This window comes from Exiguobacterium sp. Leaf187, assembly GCF_001423925.1.
Lineage (GTDB): Bacteria > Bacillota > Bacilli > Exiguobacteriales > Exiguobacteriaceae > Exiguobacterium_A > Exiguobacterium_A indicum.
Genome location: NZ_LMPR01000009.1, coordinates 1,654,209 through 1,672,946, shown reverse-complemented (window position 1 = coordinate 1,672,946; position 18,738 = coordinate 1,654,209). Strand labels below are relative to the sequence as shown.

The 18,738-nt window shown below is 47.4% G+C and carries 11 protein-coding genes and 1 riboswitch; of the genes, 7 read left to right on the top strand and 4 right to left on the bottom strand.

Translation table 11 applies throughout. The features are described 5' to 3' along the window. Nucleotides 1-85 precede the first annotated feature (85 nt). Nucleotides 86-3,595: a CDP-glycerol glycerophosphotransferase family protein gene (locus ASF99_RS12805; RefSeq protein WP_055969113.1), complete on the bottom strand. Its 3,510-nt coding sequence runs from the start codon at nucleotides 3,593-3,595 to the stop codon at nucleotides 86-88. 123 nt (nucleotides 3,596-3,718) lie between these two features. On the opposite strand from ASF99_RS12805, the gene ASF99_RS12800 reads away from it, so the two are divergent. Both ASF99_RS12800 and ASF99_RS12795 read left to right on the top strand, forming a co-directional pair. Further along, nucleotides 3,719-4,789, top strand: a complete 1,071-nt coding sequence (locus ASF99_RS12800; protein ID WP_055969110.1) for a glycerate kinase — start codon at nucleotides 3,719-3,721, stop codon at nucleotides 4,787-4,789. Nucleotides 4,790-4,852: 63 nt separating this feature from the next. Beyond that, nucleotides 4,853-5,422 carry a hypothetical protein gene (locus tag ASF99_RS12795; RefSeq protein ID WP_023469381.1) on the top strand — a complete coding sequence of 190 codons (570 nt, stop codon included), beginning with the start codon at nucleotides 4,853-4,855 and terminating at the stop codon, nucleotides 5,420-5,422. A gap of 46 nt (nucleotides 5,423-5,468) precedes the next feature. On the opposite strand, the gene ASF99_RS12790 is transcribed toward ASF99_RS12795, so the two are convergent. Beyond that, entirely contained in the window at nucleotides 5,469-5,948 is a 480-nt protein-coding gene (locus tag ASF99_RS12790; RefSeq protein ID WP_055969107.1) for a glutathione peroxidase, read from the bottom strand. A gap of 170 nt (nucleotides 5,949-6,118) precedes the next feature. On the opposite strand from ASF99_RS12790, the gene ASF99_RS12785 reads away from it, so the two are divergent. The 5 genes from ASF99_RS12785 to ASF99_RS12765 all read left to right on the top strand — a co-directional run bounded on the left by ASF99_RS12785 (nucleotide 6,119) and on the right by ASF99_RS12765 (nucleotide 12,382). Then, a complete protein-coding gene (locus ASF99_RS12785) occupies nucleotides 6,119-6,313 on the top strand; it encodes a hypothetical protein (RefSeq protein ID WP_023469379.1) in 195 nt (64 codons plus the stop codon). A 241-nt stretch (nucleotides 6,314-6,554) separates the two neighbouring features. Further along, nucleotides 6,555-6,708, top strand: a riboswitch (cyclic di-AMP (ydaO/yuaA leader). A 325-nt stretch (nucleotides 6,709-7,033) separates the two neighbouring features. Continuing rightward, nucleotides 7,034-8,674, top strand: coding sequence for a potassium-transporting ATPase subunit KdpA (gene kdpA, locus ASF99_RS12780; protein ID WP_055969104.1), 1,641 nt, complete (start codon nucleotides 7,034-7,036; stop codon nucleotides 8,672-8,674). Between the two features lie 20 nt (nucleotides 8,675-8,694). Next, a complete protein-coding gene (kdpB, locus tag ASF99_RS12775; protein ID WP_442855975.1) occupies nucleotides 8,695-10,761 on the top strand; it encodes a potassium-transporting ATPase subunit KdpB in 2,067 nt (688 codons plus the stop codon). A 14-nt stretch (nucleotides 10,762-10,775) separates the two neighbouring features. Next, nucleotides 10,776-11,297, top strand: coding sequence for a K(+)-transporting ATPase subunit C (gene kdpC, locus ASF99_RS12770; RefSeq protein ID WP_023469375.1), 522 nt, complete (start codon nucleotides 10,776-10,778; stop codon nucleotides 11,295-11,297). Then, entirely contained in the window at nucleotides 11,294-12,382 is a 1,089-nt protein-coding gene (locus ASF99_RS12765; protein ID WP_023469374.1) for a universal stress protein, read from the top strand. Before kdpC ends, ASF99_RS12765 begins: the two co-directional genes overlap by 4 nt. Before the next feature lie 316 nt (nucleotides 12,383-12,698). On the opposite strand, the gene ASF99_RS12760 is transcribed toward ASF99_RS12765, so the two are convergent. Both ASF99_RS12760 and ASF99_RS12755 read right to left on the bottom strand, forming a co-directional pair. Beyond that, complete coding sequence (locus ASF99_RS12760; RefSeq protein ID WP_055969098.1) at nucleotides 12,699-16,070, bottom strand: SH3 domain-containing protein; 3,372 nt, start codon at nucleotides 16,068-16,070, stop codon at nucleotides 12,699-12,701. A gap of 200 nt (nucleotides 16,071-16,270) precedes the next feature. Continuing rightward, nucleotides 16,271-18,301, bottom strand: coding sequence for a thioredoxin domain-containing protein (locus ASF99_RS12755; RefSeq protein ID WP_055969095.1), 2,031 nt, complete (start codon nucleotides 18,299-18,301; stop codon nucleotides 16,271-16,273). Nucleotides 18,302-18,738: the final 437 nt, after the last annotated feature.

Genomic DNA, 18,738 nt, shown 5'->3' with positions numbered 1-18,738 from the left:
CATCTTATCATTAATTGAAAACGTAATCAAAGCATGAAAAAGAACTCATCCAGCTTGATAATGGATGAGTTCTTTACTGTTTCATTTACGTACTTTTCAACGGATCCGTTACGAAGATTCCTTCCGCTGTCTCGGACGCTTCGAGTGGAGCATCATCCAAGAAGTAGGTGCGTACTACGCGATTAGCGGCAAGTCCATCCTCTTTCGCACAGAACGTTTCCCGAAAATGATCGAGCTTTATTTGATAATCCTTCGACCAAGACGGAATCGTCGCCAGTGCCTCGTAAAAGGACAGTTCCTCTTCAATGATCGGACCAGGTAAGTCCTTTTGATAGTCCAAGTAGAAACCGCGCAACGTATCGCGATAGAGCTCTAGGTCATAAGCATAGAACAGGACTGGACGATTAAGATTGGCGAAATCAAAAAAGACGGATGAATAGTCAGTGATCAATAAATCAGTTAATAAATAGAGTTCTTGGATGTCGGGATAGTTGGTGACATCGAGGAACTGTTCTCGATACTCACTTGGAATTTTCGGTTTTTTCGTCACGAGTACATGGGTCCGAATGAGGAATACATAGTCATCCCCTAGTGCTTCAGCGACACGACTGAATTCGAACGGGTAATCAAAGAAAAATTTTCCGTTTCCTAATGCATGATGATCTCGGAACGTAGGAGCATATAAAATGACCTTCTTATCCGGCGAAATGTTCAATTGTGCACGCAAGTCGTCGACCTTTTTCGTAGCATCTGCAAAGAATAAGTCATTACGTGGATAGCCGGATTCAAGGATCGTTCCTTCATACTGGAAAGCACTTTTAAAGATCGCTGTCGCATAACTACTCGGCGAAAGAAGCACACTCCATTGTTGGATCGAACGGGTGACGCGGTCGACATACCCGGCGTCTCGACCATGAATTTCCTCTAAATCGAATAACATCTTTTTCAGTGGTGTGCCGTGCCATGTTTGAATATAGGTCGTTTCTTTACGACGGGTCATGTAATGAGGGAAATTTTGATTGTTCACCCAATACTTGGCCGTCGCTAAATGATAAAAGTAGCGAGGTGAAAGACGTTTGATGACGTTAACATGATCATCCCCGAGATAGAGTCGTTTATTATGCACCCAGATGACTTGATGGGTGCTGCCGAGGCGACGCAATTCTTCATAGATATAACGGGGACTATCACCGTACTGTTTACCGAGCCCGCTCTCGAACACGATTTTATTTTCTTGTACCGGTAATTTTTTCATCAAGCGATAGCTGATTTTCATGATTGGGAAATAGAAGCGACTCCGACGGAAAAGTCGGAATAACACGAGTGATGCTTCTTTTGTTTGTATCGTTTCCCAAACATGGCGCTGCTGTTTGTAATCAAGAATCGTTTGGTAGATATCTTCGGAATAAGACTGTTCTGTTGGTTTTAAGAAGACCGCAGCCCGCTCCTTGTAAGACGGAAGCATCGCAAAATCACGTGAGGCCGTCGCTTCGAGGTCAGCGATTAAATCATCGACTGTAGTCGAGATGGGACCGGGTAACTCTTTCGCTAAATCAAGGTGCGAACCGACCGGACCGATGAATCTGCGAGCATCGAATTGGAAATAGTGAACCGGTCGTCCTAAGAAACTAAAATCAAAGGCGACGCTCGAGTAGTCTGTAATGAGTAAGAGACTCTCCTTCAACAAACTTTGGACATCCCGTTCGCCTTGATAGATGACGGTCACTGGGAAACGCTCGAAATGGCTCGCGTACTGTTGCATATTCGGATGTAGACAGAACAGAATCTCCAAATCATGGTCGTGTGCGAGTTCATGGAGGCGCGGGTGTTCTAAAAGAGCGGAGTACTGTGCGAAATAGTCCGATTCCAAGAACTGAATAGGTGTTTGCAACCACGAACGCCACGTCGGAATGATCAAGATTTGCCGTTTGACGGGCGTGTCACCGTTCAAGAGGGCGTCGAAGCGTGAGAGCCCCGTAATTCGAATCTCGTCTTGACGATAGCCCATATCCTGCATGACCAATCGACGTTCCCGTTCAGAACTCACTAAAAAGAGATCGGTATCGAACGATAATGCGAATTTGCCGTACTGATTCTCCATATTTTTAGCGCCCAGTACTCCATGTTGAATGAAGATCCGGTCGGCTTTCATTTTTCGCTTGAATCGCGGTGAGCGAAGGGGATAAAGATAGTCGGCATGATGGGTTCCAACGAATTTACTTGCCATGAACGAATGATAAATATGTTCTTTCGAACGGAAAGGCAAGGTATTTCCAAGAATCGCGACCTTATCATACTCAGGTGAATTTGGATCAATCACGTAGTAAGCAGGATGTTCTGCATGTTGCTCGCGCATGAACCGGAAAAAGTGATACCCGTTATCTTGTGCTTTATAAGGTCTTTCCCCGATCAACCATGTTTTTCGGTCAGCAAAGAGACGATAGAGAGGGGCAAACGTCATCATATGCTCAAGGTAACGATAATTTTCGTTCGTGAACGCACTTAATTCAAACGAGAGGTTCCGATGACCGACAGTGAAATAAGGTGTGACATGCATCGTATGTGTCGCGTTGCGCCCAGTAAGTTCCGTTGTGAGATGACGTGTGATGTAACGAGCTCTTCCGAGTCGGACGAGGCGAGGGATCAGACGATGGTAGTAGGTCAGTTCCATGAAGCTATCGTAGATGCCTTCATGGAGAAGACGCTCCGATTGTAAGGCGGACCAATCAATCTGTGTGCGATACGTATAGCGATATAGACCAAACCGACGTTGACTTGCCTCTTGATCATAGAACCAATCAACAGGCAGTGCGATCCGATCTCCGGTTTCACGATGGACGAGGATGAGCTGTCCTTTCTTTAAAAAAGAATGACGTGAAAAAAGTTTCCCTTCGATATGTGTTTCGTGAGAGTGTTTTTTATCGATCCGATCAATCTGAAGCCGTGACTTAATGACGGGTTCCTTGTTGAGCAATAATCGGATGTTTCCTTTCAAGTCTGTGTATAAAAAGACGCGATGTTGCTTCGCTTCATCAAAAAGAGGCGAGAGTGGTGAAGGAATAGTAGTACGTAAGAAACGACCTAATGTAATTTCTCGTACATATGACTCATTAGTAATGGTCGATCGCGAAGGAAGACCGCTCTCTTGCCACTTCTCAAGTGTTTCCGGTGGAATGACCGCAAGCGGTTTACGATATTTGAGATATAGGGAAAATCGACCATGAGGCAGTAACGTCTCAGGTGTAAGAGCTGATTCTTCTAAAAAATCTTCTTGTTCTAGGTGAGTGTCTTGATGCTGAATGAGGTGGTCGATCAGAAGGTGAATATGGGATGGATTGAATTCGAATCGGAAAAAGGTTGAACGTGCTTGATGATTCACGAGCTCCGTGACGAGGAGCTGATTCCGGTCATAAATACAAAGGGACTCGACGACTAAATCCGGATCGGTCAAATGACCCGATAAGGATAAAGCATGTTCGTCCGACATAAGAGTGATCTGCTGTTTGCTAGTCTTCCGTTCTTTAGAAGAAGAGCGTTTCGGTAAGATCGTTTTACCGGACCGTGCCATTCTCAAAAACAGATGTGATACATTCATAACAAAACCTCCTAAGATGTAAAAAGAAGTAAATGGTATTTTCGACACACAATAACATACCATAAAAGTAAATGTAAGTGGTTACAGAAAAAGTCGGATTAACTTATAAAGAAGGTGTGAAGAATGCGTCATTTGATTTTAATGGACACGTTCAAAGGAAGCCTCGCTTCGAAAGAAGCGGCAGAGGCGGTCGCTGCAGGTATTCTTCAACGGGATCCATCCGCGATCATCGATCAATCGCCTGTCGCTGATGGAGGAGAAGGAACACTCACCGTGTACGCGGCAGGGGTCTATGAGATGCGGACGGAGTGGACGGTGGACTTAGCCGGACGCCCTTGTGAAGTGATGTATGCGCAACATGGACAAGAAGCCGTCATTGAAGTCGCACAGATATGCGGATTATCGATGAGACATGAAACAGACGATCCGTTTTTGCTACACACCAAAGGAGTCGGTCATCTCGTCCAGACGTTACGCCGAAAAGGCATGACAAAGATTCGAGTCGCTCTTGGAGGAACAGGAACGACAGATGGCGGGCTTGGTTTTTTACATGAAATGGGATGTTCTTTACGAGATGCGGAAGATCGTCCGATTCGGTTTCACACGAATCCGCTAGTCGAGACGCAACGGCTGACATGTATAGACGCTTCATTTTCGTTGGAGGCATTGGTCGATGTTCGTTCCCATTACTCTGGTCAAGACGGTCCAGCATATCTATTTGGACCCCAAAAAGGGTTGCGACGAAATGAGATTGAATATTTAGATCAACGATTGAAAGAAATGGAAACGATTCTTAAGCTAGAAAATATTCAAGGTGCAGGAGCCGCAGGTGGACTGGGTGGTGCGATTCATGCTGTCGGGGGAACGATCGTATCCGGTGCCCAGTCCATCCTCACGTATATAGGATTCGAAGAACGATTACGGAAAGCAGATTATGTCTGGACTGGTGAAGGGAAAGTCGATCACCAAAGTCAATTAGGGAAAATAACAGGAGAAATCGTGCGATCTGCTGGAGTTGCTCAAGTTCCATGTCTTATTCTTGCTGGTATCGTCGAAGAAAAGATACCCGGTGCGCTGGATTGTCGATCGATTCATGTCAACCGACCCGTTACGTTAGACAAAGAGCAGACGTTTGCTCGCTTAAAAGAGCAGGCCTCGATCTGGCTAAAAGAACTTTCACGGGAACAGGGATGAAGTCGGAAAAGTTTGGGTAAATAACTGTATATTGCCATACTTTTAGAGAAGGTAGGTCATCGTATGATCAATCAATCGATTCAATTATCGTTTCGCCAAGTCCGAGCACTGGTCGAACATACTCTGCTGTTGTTCAAAGAGCTCGATCAACAATTAGCAAACCGTGGATACGAACCGGTTCTCCCGGAAGTCGTCCAAACGGAGCATGGTCTGAGCATCCATCAGACAAAGGAGAGTGCGGAGTCACTCGTGCCGCACTTTTTAACACGGACGTATGTCCGGCAACAAGAAAAAACGAATCAACATGGATTGCTGATCTCTGTTCAATATACGCATCCGCTCCACGAACGATTCGATCCGGTCGTCCTCGTCGGCGATGTTTCGTTCAAGCAAGCGAAACATGCGCAAAAGATCTTAAGTGAAAAGCCGTGGCTCCTAAAATATGCTGCCTTTGAATCCACAATTGCGCAAGAGTTCGTTGCCGATGGTACACGCTATACGACGCAACCGATTGAAGAAATCGAAGAGCTGATCGTCTGGGGGCATCCGTTCACGGAAATGCGCGATATCGATGACGTCAAACGATTGGCGGAAGAGATGATCAGTCGTCATCTCGAGCCGGGGACAACATGAAAATAAGCTTCCGTTCCTTCAAGAGAGAAGGAGGGAAGCTTATTTTTTAGACTTGAACGAGCAATCGTTCGATCGCTGCCGTCAAATCAGTTGGATTCGTTTTTGGAGAGAACCGCGTCACTTCTCCATCACGGGTCACGAGGAATTTCGTGAAATTCCACTCGATGTCTGTTGCACCGTCTGTCGTTGGTGCTTGTGCTTTTAATTCCTCAAACAGCGGATGTGCTTGCTCACCGTTGACATCGATTTTTGAAAAGACGGGGAACGTCACGCCGTAGTTGATTTGGCAGAACGACTGAATCTCCTCGTCCGTTCCCGGGTCTTGGTTCGCAAACTGATTACATGGGAAACCAAGTACGGTCAATCCTTGCGAACGATAGTCTTGATGCAATTGCTCGAGTCCTTCGAACTGCGGCGTCAAGCCACATTTACTGGCTGTATTGACGATCAGCCATGCTTGAGCTGGGTAGTCAGTTAAAGATGCCGACGTTCCGTCGATGCGTTGAAATGAATGATCTTGTAACATATCGATTCCCCCTTTTTAAGTACTTCTCCAGTGTAACAAATCCGTTTTCTCGTCGTCTTCTCTCGTTACTTATGAGATGACAGAAACATCACAATCGAGTGTCAGCGACGCTTTTTCAACGAATCTTTGTTACGATGAAAAGGAATATGGAAGGAAAGGAGAGATGCCACATGAGAAAAATGTTGAAACAATCGCGGTTCGTCATGATCGCGACGCTTTGTCTCGTCCTGGTCGGAAGTTGTATCACGTTACTGACGCTTGGATTCGAACGCGATATTGTGATTCTTGTTTCTGGAGTGGTTGCCCTATGGGTGACGATGCTAGCTCCTTTGACGGTCCATGCCAAAATGAATCAGCAATCATAATCATTGTTTGTTCATGAAACCGCGGAACGATTCTCGCTAAAATGGAGCTCCTCCATTTTAGATGAAGGAATCGATTTCTGCGGTTTTTTTTCTTCTATAGCATAGGGACGAAAAACACTATTTTTCAAAAGTAAGTCATTAAAAAATCAGACTATTTTTTTTTCAACTTTTCTATTTACAACCTTAAAAAATCGGAGTAATATCCATCTCATCAACGAACACTAACATGTTAATGCTTCGATCTCAAAGTACGCCGAATTCATGATTGAAGCGGGGGACCCAACCGTCACGACATGTGACACGGGGTGAATCCTTTCCGAACGGGAAAGGTAGGGCGAATTCCTAGGTATGCCCGAATCCGACAGCTAACCTCGCAGGCGTTTTTAGGAGGGAACGACTCTTTTTCAGTATGCCAAGTTATCAAGGCGATGCTGGGGCCGTTTTTCGCCTCACATCGTCTTTTTGTCGTGTTTAATTGTAAAAATATTGAATAATATGGGGGTAATTTCATAATGGGAGAGCTGTGGAGTATCGTATTGCTTGCCTTCTTCTTCGGTACGACGTTCGGGATGATTCATCTGATCGAACGCGTCCAGTGGAGAGCAGGTGACCGCAAATGACATGGTTTTTACTAGCGACGGGCTGCCTCGTCTTCTTGTATCTCGGTTATTGTCTGATGTATCCAGAAAAATTCTAATCGCATAGGGAGAAAAGAAAAACATGTGGACTCAATTCATGATCCAATTTTGGATCCTACTCGTCATCGCACTTTGCGCGGCGGTCTTACTTGGTCGCTACATCGGAGTATACTTCGCACCTGTCGCAGAGCGCCGGGTCGATAAAATTGGTAAGGTCGAACGACGACTGTTGTTATTACTCGGTGTCGATGAAAAGAAACACGATCAATCGTGGGTCGGCTATTCGAAGAGCCTCTTGCTCGTTAACCTATTATTTTTCATCGGTGGATATTTGTTACTTCGCTTCCAAGGTAGTCTACCCCTGAATCCGAACGATGCTGTGAATCTCGACTGGTCGACGGCGCTTCATACGACGATCAGCTTCATGACGAATACCGATCAACAACACTATTCGGGTGAGGCACTCTCGTATCTCTCGCAAACGTTCGTCCTCGGAACGATGTTATTCGTCGCTCCGACGATGGCATTCACGGTCTGTATCGCTGTCATTCGTGGTCTTGCGAACAAACCGCTCGGTAACTTCTATGCCGACTTCTTCCGCTTCATCTTCCGAATTCTCTTACCGATTTCGTTCGTCTTCGGTTTAGCGATGATCCTACTCGGTGTACCGCAGACATTTGGAGGAGCAGTCAGCGTCACGACGCTCGAAGGAGCGAAGCAGTTGATCTACCGCGGACCGGTCGCTGCTTTTGAAGTCATCAAACAGCTCGGAAACAATGGTGGTGGTTTCTTTGGTGCCAACGGAGCGCATCCATTCGAGAACCCGAACCAGTTCGTCAACTTCATCCAGATGTTCTTGATGTTGCTGATTCCGATGTCACTTCCGATTGCATACGGTAAAATCATCGGTTCAGCGAAACAAGGGCGACTGTTCCTTGGTGTCATGACGCTTCTTTTCATCATGATGACGGTCGGGATGGCAGGGAGCTTACTTGCGAATCCAACGGCGCATGGTCAGGAATTACGATTTGGTCAAATCGGAACGGCGCTCTACAGTTCGATCACGACGGCAGCTGAAACCGGTGCGGTCAACGCGATGCACGACTCACTGCATCCACTTGCTGGATTGATCCAGCTCGGTAATATGATGCTCAATGTCGTTTACGGTGGAGCAGGTGCAGGATTCCTGAACGTCTTACTTTATGCCTTCGTCGCAGTCTTCCTGACAGGTCTCTTGATCGGTCGGACACCGACCTTCCTCGGGAAGAAAATTGAAACGTTCGAAGTGAAGATGATCGCGATCGCGCTACTCGTGCCACCCTTCCTGATTCTCGTCGGAACGGCAATCTCGATGTACGTTGCACCAGGCGTCGCCGGCATCTCGAACCCAGGCTATCACGGACTGTCACAAGTCTTGTATGAGTTCACGTCCGCGACGGCGAACAACGGATCCGGTTTTGAAGGACTCGGCGACGCAAACGTCTACTGGAACGTCTCGACGTCATTCGCGCTGTTCTTCGGACGCTATATCCCATTGATCTTGATGCTTGCAATCGTAGGTTCGCTTAAAGCGAAGCCATCGGTTCCGCAAGATGAATTTTCGTTTAAGACAGACACACCACTCTTCGGAACAGTCTTCCTCGGTACGGTCGTACTCGTCGGTGCATTGACATTCTTGCCAGTGCTCGTACTTGGACCGGTCGCGGATTGGCTGACGATGTGAACAGGAGATAAAAGCATATGATGGAACGAATCATGCATCCGACGCCCGAGGAACACCAACCGAACGGGGAGCCGGAACACCAATCCAAATCAGCAATCAGTGGCTCGATCGCGCGTCAAGCGACGATCGATGCCTTTAAAAAATTGAATCCCATTAATATGGTCAAACAACCGATCATGTTCGTCGTCTGGATCGGCTGCTTGCTTGCAATCGGCTATACGATCTTCATTGATGAGATGCGTGGCTTTAACTTAACGGTCAGTATCATCCTCTTCCTGACGGTCTTGTTCGCAAACTTCGCGGAATCAATCGCGGAAGGACGCGGGAAAGCCCAGGCGGACTCATTGAAAGCGTCAAAAGCAGATGTCATGGCACGTAAACGTGTCGGACAACTGATTCAAAGCGTTTCGTCCGCGACACTTCGGAAGGGCGATATCGTCTTCGTCCGAGCAGGGGAGTATGTACCGGGTGACGGTGAAATCATCAAAGGACTTGCTTCGATTGATGAATCAGCGATCACGGGTGAATCCGCACCGGTCATCAAGGAAGCGGGCGGTGATTTCTCCTCGGTCATCGGTGGCACACTCGTCGTCAGTGACGAGATCGAAGTCCGGATCACAAGCAATCCAGGTGAGTCATTCCTCGATCAGATGATTGCCCTCGTCGAAGGCGCAAGTCGTCAAAAGACACCGAACGAACTCGCGTTATCAACGCTCTTGACGAGCTTGACATTGATTTTCTTACTTGTCGTCATGACATTACCGGTCTTTACGAACTACCTTGGATTTGATCTATCAGGTCCGATCTTGATCGCCTTACTCGTCTGTTTGATCCCGACGACGATCGGTGGCTTACTGTCAGCAATCGGAATCGCCGGGATGGACCGCGTTACCCGCTTCAACGTCATCGCGATGAGCGGGAAGGCGGTCGAAGCAGCAGGCGATATCCAAACGATCATCTTGGACAAAACAGGAACAATCACGTTCGGTAACCGGATGGCGTCGGAAATCACGCCGGTCGGCGGACGCACTGCCGAGCAGGCGTTTGAGGGGGCAATCCTCGCCTCACTCGCTGATGAGACACCAGAAGGACGTTCCGTTCTTGAACTCGCTGAACTTCGCGCGATGCCGGTGGAACAACACTGGTTAGATGGAGCAGAGATCGTACCGTTCCGCGCAGAGACACGGATGTCCGGACTCGATTTAAGAGATGGTCGCCGTGTACGGAAAGGGGCGGGGCAAGCGATTCAAGAATGGGTCAAGGAACAAGGTGGAACCATTCCGAATGATTTGCAAGAGAAAGTAGATGCGGTCTCTCGTCTTGGTGGCACACCACTTGTCGTAGCGATCGACGTAACGATCCTTGGCGTCATCTATTTAAAAGATACGGTGAAACCGGGCATGCGCGAACGATTCGATCGGTTGCGTGAGATGGGCATCAAAACGGTCATGTGTACGGGTGACAACCCATTGACGGCAGCAACGATTGCCCGCGAAGCAGGCGTCGATGATTTCGTCGCCGAATGTAAGCCGGAAGATAAGATTCGTGTCATTCAGCAGGAACAAGCAGCTGGTCACCTCGTCGCGATGACGGGAGACGGAACGAATGATGCACCAGCGCTCGCTCAAGCCGATGTCGGACTCGCGATGAACAGCGGAACGCAAGCCGCAAAAGAAGCGGCGAACATGATCGATCTCGATTCGAACCCGACGAAAATCATCGAAGTCGTCGAAATCGGGAAACAGCTCTTGATGACACGGGGTGCCTTGACGACGTTCTCGATCGCAAACGATGTCGCGAAATATTTCGCGATCATCCCAGCAATGTTCATGGTCGCAATCCCGCAGATGGAAGTACTCAATATCATGCGTCTTGATTCACCGACGAGTGCGATCTTGTCTGCCTTGATCTTCAATGCGATCATCATTCCGATGTTGATTCCACTCGCGATGCGGGGGGTTACCTACAAACCGATGACGGCGGATCAATTACTCGGTCGTAACTTGCTGATCTACGGTCTTGGCGGTGTCGTCGTTCCATTCATTGGGATTAAAATCATCGATGTCTTGCTTGCAAGCATCCTCTAAGGAGAAAACGAATCATGAAACAAGCCATTCGTGTGACGGTCTTCGTCACGGCGTTATGCGGGATCGTCTTTCCTGCTTTATTGACCCTGTTCGGTCAACTACTCGTACCGGATAAAGCTGAAGGTTCTTTAGTACAAGAAAACGGAAAATTCATCGGATCGGAATTGATTGCCCAGCCGTTCACGTCGAAACAGTATTTTCACGGACGTCCATCAGCGGTCGATCAATTAGCGGGAGCGTCTGCTGGGGATAACCTAGCAGCATCGAACCCGGAGCTTGGCACGAAGATGGCGGAATTACAGAAACAGAACCAAGTGGACGGCGCTTCGCTTCCGGACGATGCCCTCGTGACATCCGGTTCTGGCTTCGATCCGCACATCTCAGTCGATTATGCTTTGGTTCAGGCGAAGCGTATCGCAACCGCGCGCGACCTGTCGCGTGAAGAAGTACGGAAGTTGATCACGAAGGAAGCAGGAACACATGATTACGTCAACGTCCTGCGCTTGAACTTAGCCCTTGATCGGAGTAAATCATGACACGAGGAAAGCTGAAGCTGTACATCGGCTCAGCTCCTGGTGTCGGAAAGACGTATAAGATGCTTGCCGATGCACGAACATTGACGCTTGAGGGTAAGGATGTCGTCATCGGTCTGATTGAGACGCACGGTCGAAAAGAGACGGCGGAGATGGTCGGGCAACTCGAACAAGTCCCGCTACTTGAAGTCGTCTACAAGGACAAGACATTCCCCGAGGTGAACGTGGACGCGATCATTGCCCGTCGCCCGGATATCGTACTGATCGATGAACTGGCGCATACGAATGCGCCAGGATCGGTACGAAAGAAACGCTATCAAGATGTCGCAGCACTTCTTGAAGCAGGAATCAATGTCTATTCGGCCGTCAATATCCAGCATTTCGAAAGCTTGCTCTTTAAAGTCAAGGAAGTGACGGGTGTCGAAGTGCGGGAACGCATCCCGGATCCGTTTCTCGGGGAAGCCGATGAGATTCTACTCGTCGATGTCACACCACAGACGTTACGGGAACGACTCGAGCAAGGAAAGATCTACAAAAAAGAAAAGATTGAACAGAGCTTGAATTCGTTCTTCTCGCTTCAGAATCTTGCGAGCTTACGTGAGCTATCGCTGCGTCAGGTCGCGGACGAAGTCGACGATCAAGTCTATCAATCACGTTTGCTGATCGAAAAAGATCCGGCGTCGCTACAAGAACGAATTCTCGTCTGTATCCAGCTCAACGACAACGCGCGGAAGTTGATCTATCGCGGCTTTCGCATGGCAAGTCGATTGAAGGCAGAACTGTATGTCCTAACGATTTTACCGGCAGCAGAAAATCAATTGAATGCGAAACAGAAAGAAGTCTTAGCGATGGTACGCGAGAGCGGCTCCTTGTTCGGAGCAGAAGTTCTAATCCGAATCCAAGGCGAGCGCTCGATCGCCCAAGCGATCACGGCAGCTGCCAAGCATCATCGCATCACTCAAATCGTCCTCGGTCAATCCGCACGGACCCGTTGGCAGGAAATTCGGCGCGGATCAATCATCAATGAAATCATGCGTCATGTCCGCGGGATTGATATTCAAATCGTTGCCGATGACATGGAACGCTAGGGGAGCCCTTCCGCGTAAATGCAGGGGTTCTCTTCGAAGTTTGTCGTTTCACAAGACGAACGAGTCGGTCATTCTCCCTGTCCTCAGGGCGGGAGGTAAGCCGCGGCATCCCTGCATTTGATGCGGTCTGCCGGGTCTTACCTAACCCTGACGAAAGCGCTGAGCGCGCTTTTTTATCCTGTAGGAGTGGAGGATGACATTTTTCGTTCTACATCAATCAAAAAGGAAAGACCGTTCCAGTGAAGTCACCAGAACGGTCTTTCCTTTTTTTGTTGGAATCATTTCAATGATTTAAAGACTCGGCTTCATCGTTTCCTCAACGAGCGAAGACTGGAATATCGAAGACAGCTGTATAGCTATCCATTTGTTGATATAAATCATAGATGCGAGTCGTTTGTTTCGCTGCCCATCCCATGTCTGTCGCATATTGATGACGACCAGGATTCATTGGGTTCCAGCGCATTTTATAGAGTGTGTTTTGATTGTATGCATGGTGAATATATTGGGTTCCAATAAATTCGGCTCCACCCATGATGGCTGCTTCCGGTGTGAACCATCCTTTTTCGTAAGCTGTTCTTGCTCCACCGTTGATTGGATCTGAATCGATAGCACCGATGCCGTACATGTTGTAGACCATTTTTCCATTCCACATGACTCCATTCGCTAAAGTTGACGTTCCATTTCCTGTCTCAAGTAGCGCGTGGGAGATCAAGTAGATTTCGTTGACGGAAAAGGCTGTACCAGCGTCGATGAATGCTTGTCCACAGCTTCCAGTCGTACATTTACCAAAGATGCCTTTTGTACTGATGATCTTATCTAATGTTGCGGCAGATGCGCCTGTCGTCTTCGATAAATCAAGGAATTGGAAGAATTCCTTTGAAGAGCGGCTGACTTTTAATGGGTCAGCGACGTTCCGGACATCGGACTCGAGTGCATTCAACCAACCGAGTGTCCAGTATCCAGTGGAAGACGTGTAAACACGCGGATACGTCGTATAGAAATCACCGATTCGTTGATAGACCTTAATCATCTGTTTCGGCTGGAATTGTCCATAAATATGGCTATCCGTCGCCGCACCCGATCGGATGTTGAGTGGTGTCGTTGACGATACGGTCGCGAGTGTACCATTGACTGGGTCTTCTGATCCACCGAATCGAACATACATCGAGCTGACATACATCATCTTATTTTTATACAAATCGGTTTGAGGTGAAGGATTTAACTTCATTTGAGTGCTGATGAAGTTATCAAATGTATACGGTGTCGCAATGGAGTTGTAGACATTTAGTTTTGAAGATGTCGTTACAAGTGTTCCATTATACGCATAGCCTGATTTACCTTGATAGGAAATCTTATACCATTGGCCGATTTGTCCGGTGACGTTGACGACGACGTTCGAAGGAATCGTCGTCACGACTTGATAGGAACTACCGACATACGAGCGAAGTGGAGTAGGACTTGTAGCTCGGACGTATAACGAATCTTTCGATACATAGTCAATCTTACTTGTAGATGCGTTCGTATCGACATACCCTGTTTTTCCATTGATCGTTACTTTATGCCACTGTTTATTCGTATGTGACGTAATCAGTGAAGTCGTGTAGTAGACGTTTCCTTTAGCTAGTGTCGTAAGTGCTGTTGCTTCTTCTAAAGGTGAATTTCGAATGATTAAGTTCTCGTTCGCGAGGAAACGAGCGCCACTAATCTTTTTCGTTTCTGTATAAGGTGTTAAAAGAGCGCCATCGATATACCCTGTTTTTCCATTAACACTTACGTTCATCCATGTCCCGATTGAACCATTCACTTGTACGACTGTTCCTTTCGTAAGCGATGAGACTTCGCTGTATGTCGGACCAGCATATGACTTCAGAGAAGTCGTTTGTACCGTCTTATAGCGATGGGCTGAAATCTTACGGTATGAAATCGGACTTCCTTGATTCGCTCGGATGTATCCTGTTTTCCCGTCTACTGAAATACGATGCCACGACTGACCGTGACCGTTCGTGACAAGGCGCGTCGTGTAATAGACATCTCCGCTTTTTAGCGTCTTCCATGTATCGGCATCCGCCTGATACGTCGTTTTGACGTCGATGGATGTATTTAATACATAACGCGCTGCTGAGATCGTAGACGTTACGATATATTCGTTCAAATCATCCTGATGAACATATCCGATTTTTCCTGCATACGTCACACGGTACCACTCATTGATAGACCCTGTTACGGATACCTTCGTACCGCTTGGGATAGACTTGATGGAAGCGTAAGATACGCCAGCATAAGACTTTAATCCTGTAGCGTCGGTTGTTTTCATCGTCACGGCATCCGCTTGATAGGAGACTTTTTCTCCTGTTCCGTAAGCGATGTAACCGGTCTTTCCGTCTTTTTTGATCTGATACCATTTTTTAGAACCAAGTGTGACGAGACGTGTCGTGTAATAGATATCACCCTCTTGAAGCGTAGCGATTTTAAACGCATCTGCTTCAGGAGCGACTAAGATATCGGTGGATGATGTGACGGCGAAACGTGTACCTGAAATGGTTTGGACGAGGGCTGCTGTCTTAAACGTCGAAGCCGACGCATATCCTGTTACACCATCGTACGTGACACGATACCATGTACCGATTCGACCAGAGACGAGCGGTTTCGCACCGGCCGGAATCGACTTGATTCCTGCATACGAACTGCCTGCATAAGAGCGAAGTGTCGTTTTAGCTGTTGTGACGAAAGAGACGTTCTTCAGGCTTTCATAATTCACGATCGTTCCTTGATTCGCTAAAAGATAACCGGTTTGACCGTCTTTTTTAATTTTGTGCCACGTGCTACCTCGAGAATCCGTTGCAAGTGTCGTCGTGTAATACGCATCGCCTGTTTTTAAAGAAGCAATCGTTTTACTCGTCGAAGAGGCAGATGCTTTGATTTCGACGGATTTTTTCAAGAGAACACGTGTAGTAGGAATCGTTTTGACACTTTGTTTAGAGACTTGTAAAAAAGCGTCACGGTGCATGTATCCACTATTTTTGCCGTGACGAACGTTATACCAGCCGTCGATTTTTCCGACTACTTCAACGTTTGTCCCAACTGGAATCGATTCGACTTTTGGATAACCCGTTCCTGCATAAGTATGTAGCGTGTAGGTATCCGTCGTACGTGATGTTTCGTTCGCAATCTTCTGATAGGAAACAGGAGTGGCACCAGATAGGACATATCCTGTTTTTCCTGCGTAGTTCAGGCGATACCACGTTTTGCCGTATGGATCGGTAATCCGTTGTGTCGTATAATACACATCTTTACTTTGCAAGGTACCAATTGTCGTTGCTGTTGTGCGTGCCGCATTTTTAATCGCCGTATTCGTAGAGACGATATAGCGTTGTCCAGAGATCGTTTGCTTTTTCTCATACAACACTAAATATTTTGAAGCGACATATCCCGTTTTTCCGCCATATGTTACTTTTTTGTAGCTTCCGGCATCATATGCGGATGAAACGACCGTTCCGGTCTTGATCGTCAACAAGCGTTTCCGTGAAGATGTCGTCTTATCATACAGATCCGTATCTGCCGATAGACGATAAGCCGTTACTTTCGTTGTTGCTGCGTTCACTATCGGTAGAGATGATAGAATGATGCTAAACACGATAAGAAGACTCGCGAACACCTTCAAAGGTTTCGAGATGGATGTCGTATTCAAAGTATCTTTCCTCCTAGTAGATATTCGTCCAAGCGGACGGAATCGGCTTCTAGGATGTCTGGTCTAAGGTGTACGTACTTATGCCTATTCCTACTATCGACCATATCGGATTTTTATGAAGAAAATATTGGATTTTTTTGAAAAAAGGGATTTAGTTTTTTGAAAAACCCTCCTGTTTGTTTAAACAAGAGGGAATAGGATCAGATAGTGAGACGTGCGAGGATTTCTGTTAAATTCGTCGTCGGGCGTTCACAAGTAAAATCATGACAGAGATACGCCGTTGGCTCTTCTGGTTCTGGATAATCCGCGAGCAAAGAGACGTGCGGCAAAAGGTCACGCTTCGTACCAATTAACAAGGCGACTTCCGGTAAGCGCATCTGTTGCAGTTGCTCGATTTCGACCGGGATGTCTACGTCTTCTGGAATCAAGATAATCAATTCCTTCGGTTCCATCTGCCGGTAGGTGAAGGTACTGACAAGTGAGGCGAATCCGATCGGTTGTTGCTCGACTTCTTCGATTAAAGCTGCGAGCGCCCGTTCGGCACTTTCCTGATAAACGAGACGACCAGTCAGACGACTGAGCGTGAAGAAGGCGTTTAAGGCAATACTATTTCCAGCAGGTGTGACGCCATCATACAGATCGAGTGGACGAACGAGTAGCTCATCGGAGCGTGACGACGTCAGATAAAAATAACCATCTGCTGTTTGAAACTGGTCCTGCAGCACATCTGCGAATGCTAAAGCTTCCTTTAGATGAAGCGCCCGTCGTGTTGATTGGAATAGTTCAAGATGTGCATCGATCAAATATGCATAGTCATCGAGGAATCCGTGTCCGGTTGCTTGTCCGTCTCGGTAATGAACAGCAAGTTGATTCTCCGTGCGGACGAATTGCTCGAGTGATGTCATCGCATGTGTGGCGACACGTGTATAATGCGGTTCACCAAAAACACGACCGGCTTTAGCGAACATCGAGATCATCATCGCGTTCCACGATGTCAGGCGCTTATCATCACAAAATGGTCGCGGGCGTTCACTTCGCGCACGAAGAAGAATTTGTCGCTCGCGTTCGAGTTGCGCCGCTGTCTCAGCAGGTGACAAGTGGATTTCACGTGCGAACATCTCGAGTGTTTGTCCTGTCCGGTAAAAGACATTCCTTCCTTCGAAGTTCCCGGACTGGGAGGCATGGTAAAAGCGCGGGAACAGCGCGTCTGGTCCGAGTAAGTCGGTCAGTTCAGAAGCCGTGAACGTATAATAATGTCCTTCGCCTCCTTCACTATCCGCATCCAAGGCGGCGTAGAAGGTGCCGTCCGGTGCAGACAACTCACGCTCTACGAATGTCAGTACTTCTTCCGCGTAACGTCGGAAGCGTATTTGTCCGGTCACTTGGTACGTCTCGATACATAGGGTTGCAAACCAAGAATTGTCGTACAGCATCTTCTCGAAATGAGGAATCTGCCACTCGGCATCGACCGTATAGCGGAACAGACCGTAGCCGACTTGATCGGTCATCCCACCGTCACGCATCGCGATTAATGAACGCATGACCATAAGGAGCGCCGTTTCGTCTTCCGCGAATTGATAATAATCAAGCAAGAAACGAAGCAGGGCAGGCGACGGAAACTTCGGTGCCTCGCCGAATCCACCGTGTTGACGGTCAAATTGGCGCATCGCTTGATCAAAGGTCTCGTGAATGATGGATTCATTCCAAGTATGGGTAGACGTCGTAGGCTGCAATACGTCGCGAAGTGTCTGCGACATGTTCTGACCGACTTGTGCGATTTTCTCTGGTGAACGCCGGAATTGCTCACTGAGCTGAAGCGTCACCTGACGAAAACTCGGACGATTGAACTGAGGTGTCTTCGGAAAATACGTGCCGATGTAAAATGGTTTCTGATCTGCTGTCATGAAGACGCTTAGTGGCCAGCCGCCTTGTCCGTTCATGACTTGAGCCGCCGTCATGTACAAGTGGTCAATGTCAGGACGTTCTTCCCGGTCGACTTTGATTGCGATATAGCGTTCGTTCAAGAGTCGTGCTGTTTCTTCATCCTCGAAGCTTTCATGAGACAGCACATGGCACCAATGGCACGTCGAATAACCAATTGATAAAAAGATTGGCTTGCCGCTTTCCCGAGCGGCAGTGAAGGCGTCTTCGCCCCACGGGTACCAATCGACAGGCTGATGAGCGTGTTGCAATAGGTAGGGACTCGTTTCATGGATAAGTCGATTCGACATGATGGATTTCCCTCGTTTCTTCTATAATAATAAGTCCTCTTCACGATACTCGGCTTTTACGGCAGGTGCAACTCCAATTCTGAGACAGGAGAAAACGATTTTTAAAAAGAAAGATTGACTTTATAAAAGAAAGTGTGATAGATTAATATAAGTCATGAATCGGGGATGATCACTCATGTGAGAATCTTCAATCCATATCATACAATTAAATCGACAGGTCAGGATTTTTAGACCGCTACTGACAAATGAGTCAGACATAAGTCATCGCTTTTATTTTGTCCTTCTTCATACTACGAGGAGAAGTTGACCCAGCAAGATAAACCTTCCAATCGATACTTTTCCGCTCATTCCCGAGCTATTTCTAAAAATCCCAGTATCATGCGTCCGTTGCAGACGCATCACGATTCTTGCTAAAATGCTTGATTCAGCTGGCGCGG

Excerpts from the sequence above, each read along its gene's own strand:
- ASF99_RS12805 (WP_055969113.1), bottom strand. The coding sequence starts at position 3,595 with ATGAATGTATCACATCTGTTTTTGAGAATGGCACGGTCCGGTAAAACG.
- ASF99_RS12800 (WP_055969110.1), top strand. The coding sequence starts at position 3,719 with ATGCGTCATTTGATTTTAATGGACACGTTCAAAGGAAGCCTCGCTTCG.
- ASF99_RS12795 (WP_023469381.1), top strand. The coding sequence starts at position 4,853 with ATGATCAATCAATCGATTCAATTATCGTTTCGCCAAGTCCGAGCACTG.
- ASF99_RS12790 (WP_055969107.1), bottom strand. The coding sequence starts at position 5,948 with ATGTTACAAGATCATTCATTTCAACGCATCGACGGAACGTCGGCATCT.
- ASF99_RS12785 (WP_023469379.1), top strand. The coding sequence starts at position 6,119 with ATGAGAAAAATGTTGAAACAATCGCGGTTCGTCATGATCGCGACGCTT.
- kdpA (WP_055969104.1), top strand. The coding sequence starts at position 7,034 with ATGTGGACTCAATTCATGATCCAATTTTGGATCCTACTCGTCATCGCA.
- kdpB (WP_442855975.1), top strand. The coding sequence starts at position 8,695 with ATGGAACGAATCATGCATCCGACGCCCGAGGAACACCAACCGAACGGG.
- kdpC (WP_023469375.1), top strand. The coding sequence starts at position 10,776 with ATGAAACAAGCCATTCGTGTGACGGTCTTCGTCACGGCGTTATGCGGG.
- ASF99_RS12765 (WP_023469374.1), top strand. The coding sequence starts at position 11,294 with ATGACACGAGGAAAGCTGAAGCTGTACATCGGCTCAGCTCCTGGTGTC.
- ASF99_RS12755 (WP_055969095.1), bottom strand. The coding sequence starts at position 18,301 with ATGTCGAATCGACTTATCCATGAAACGAGTCCCTACCTATTGCAACAC.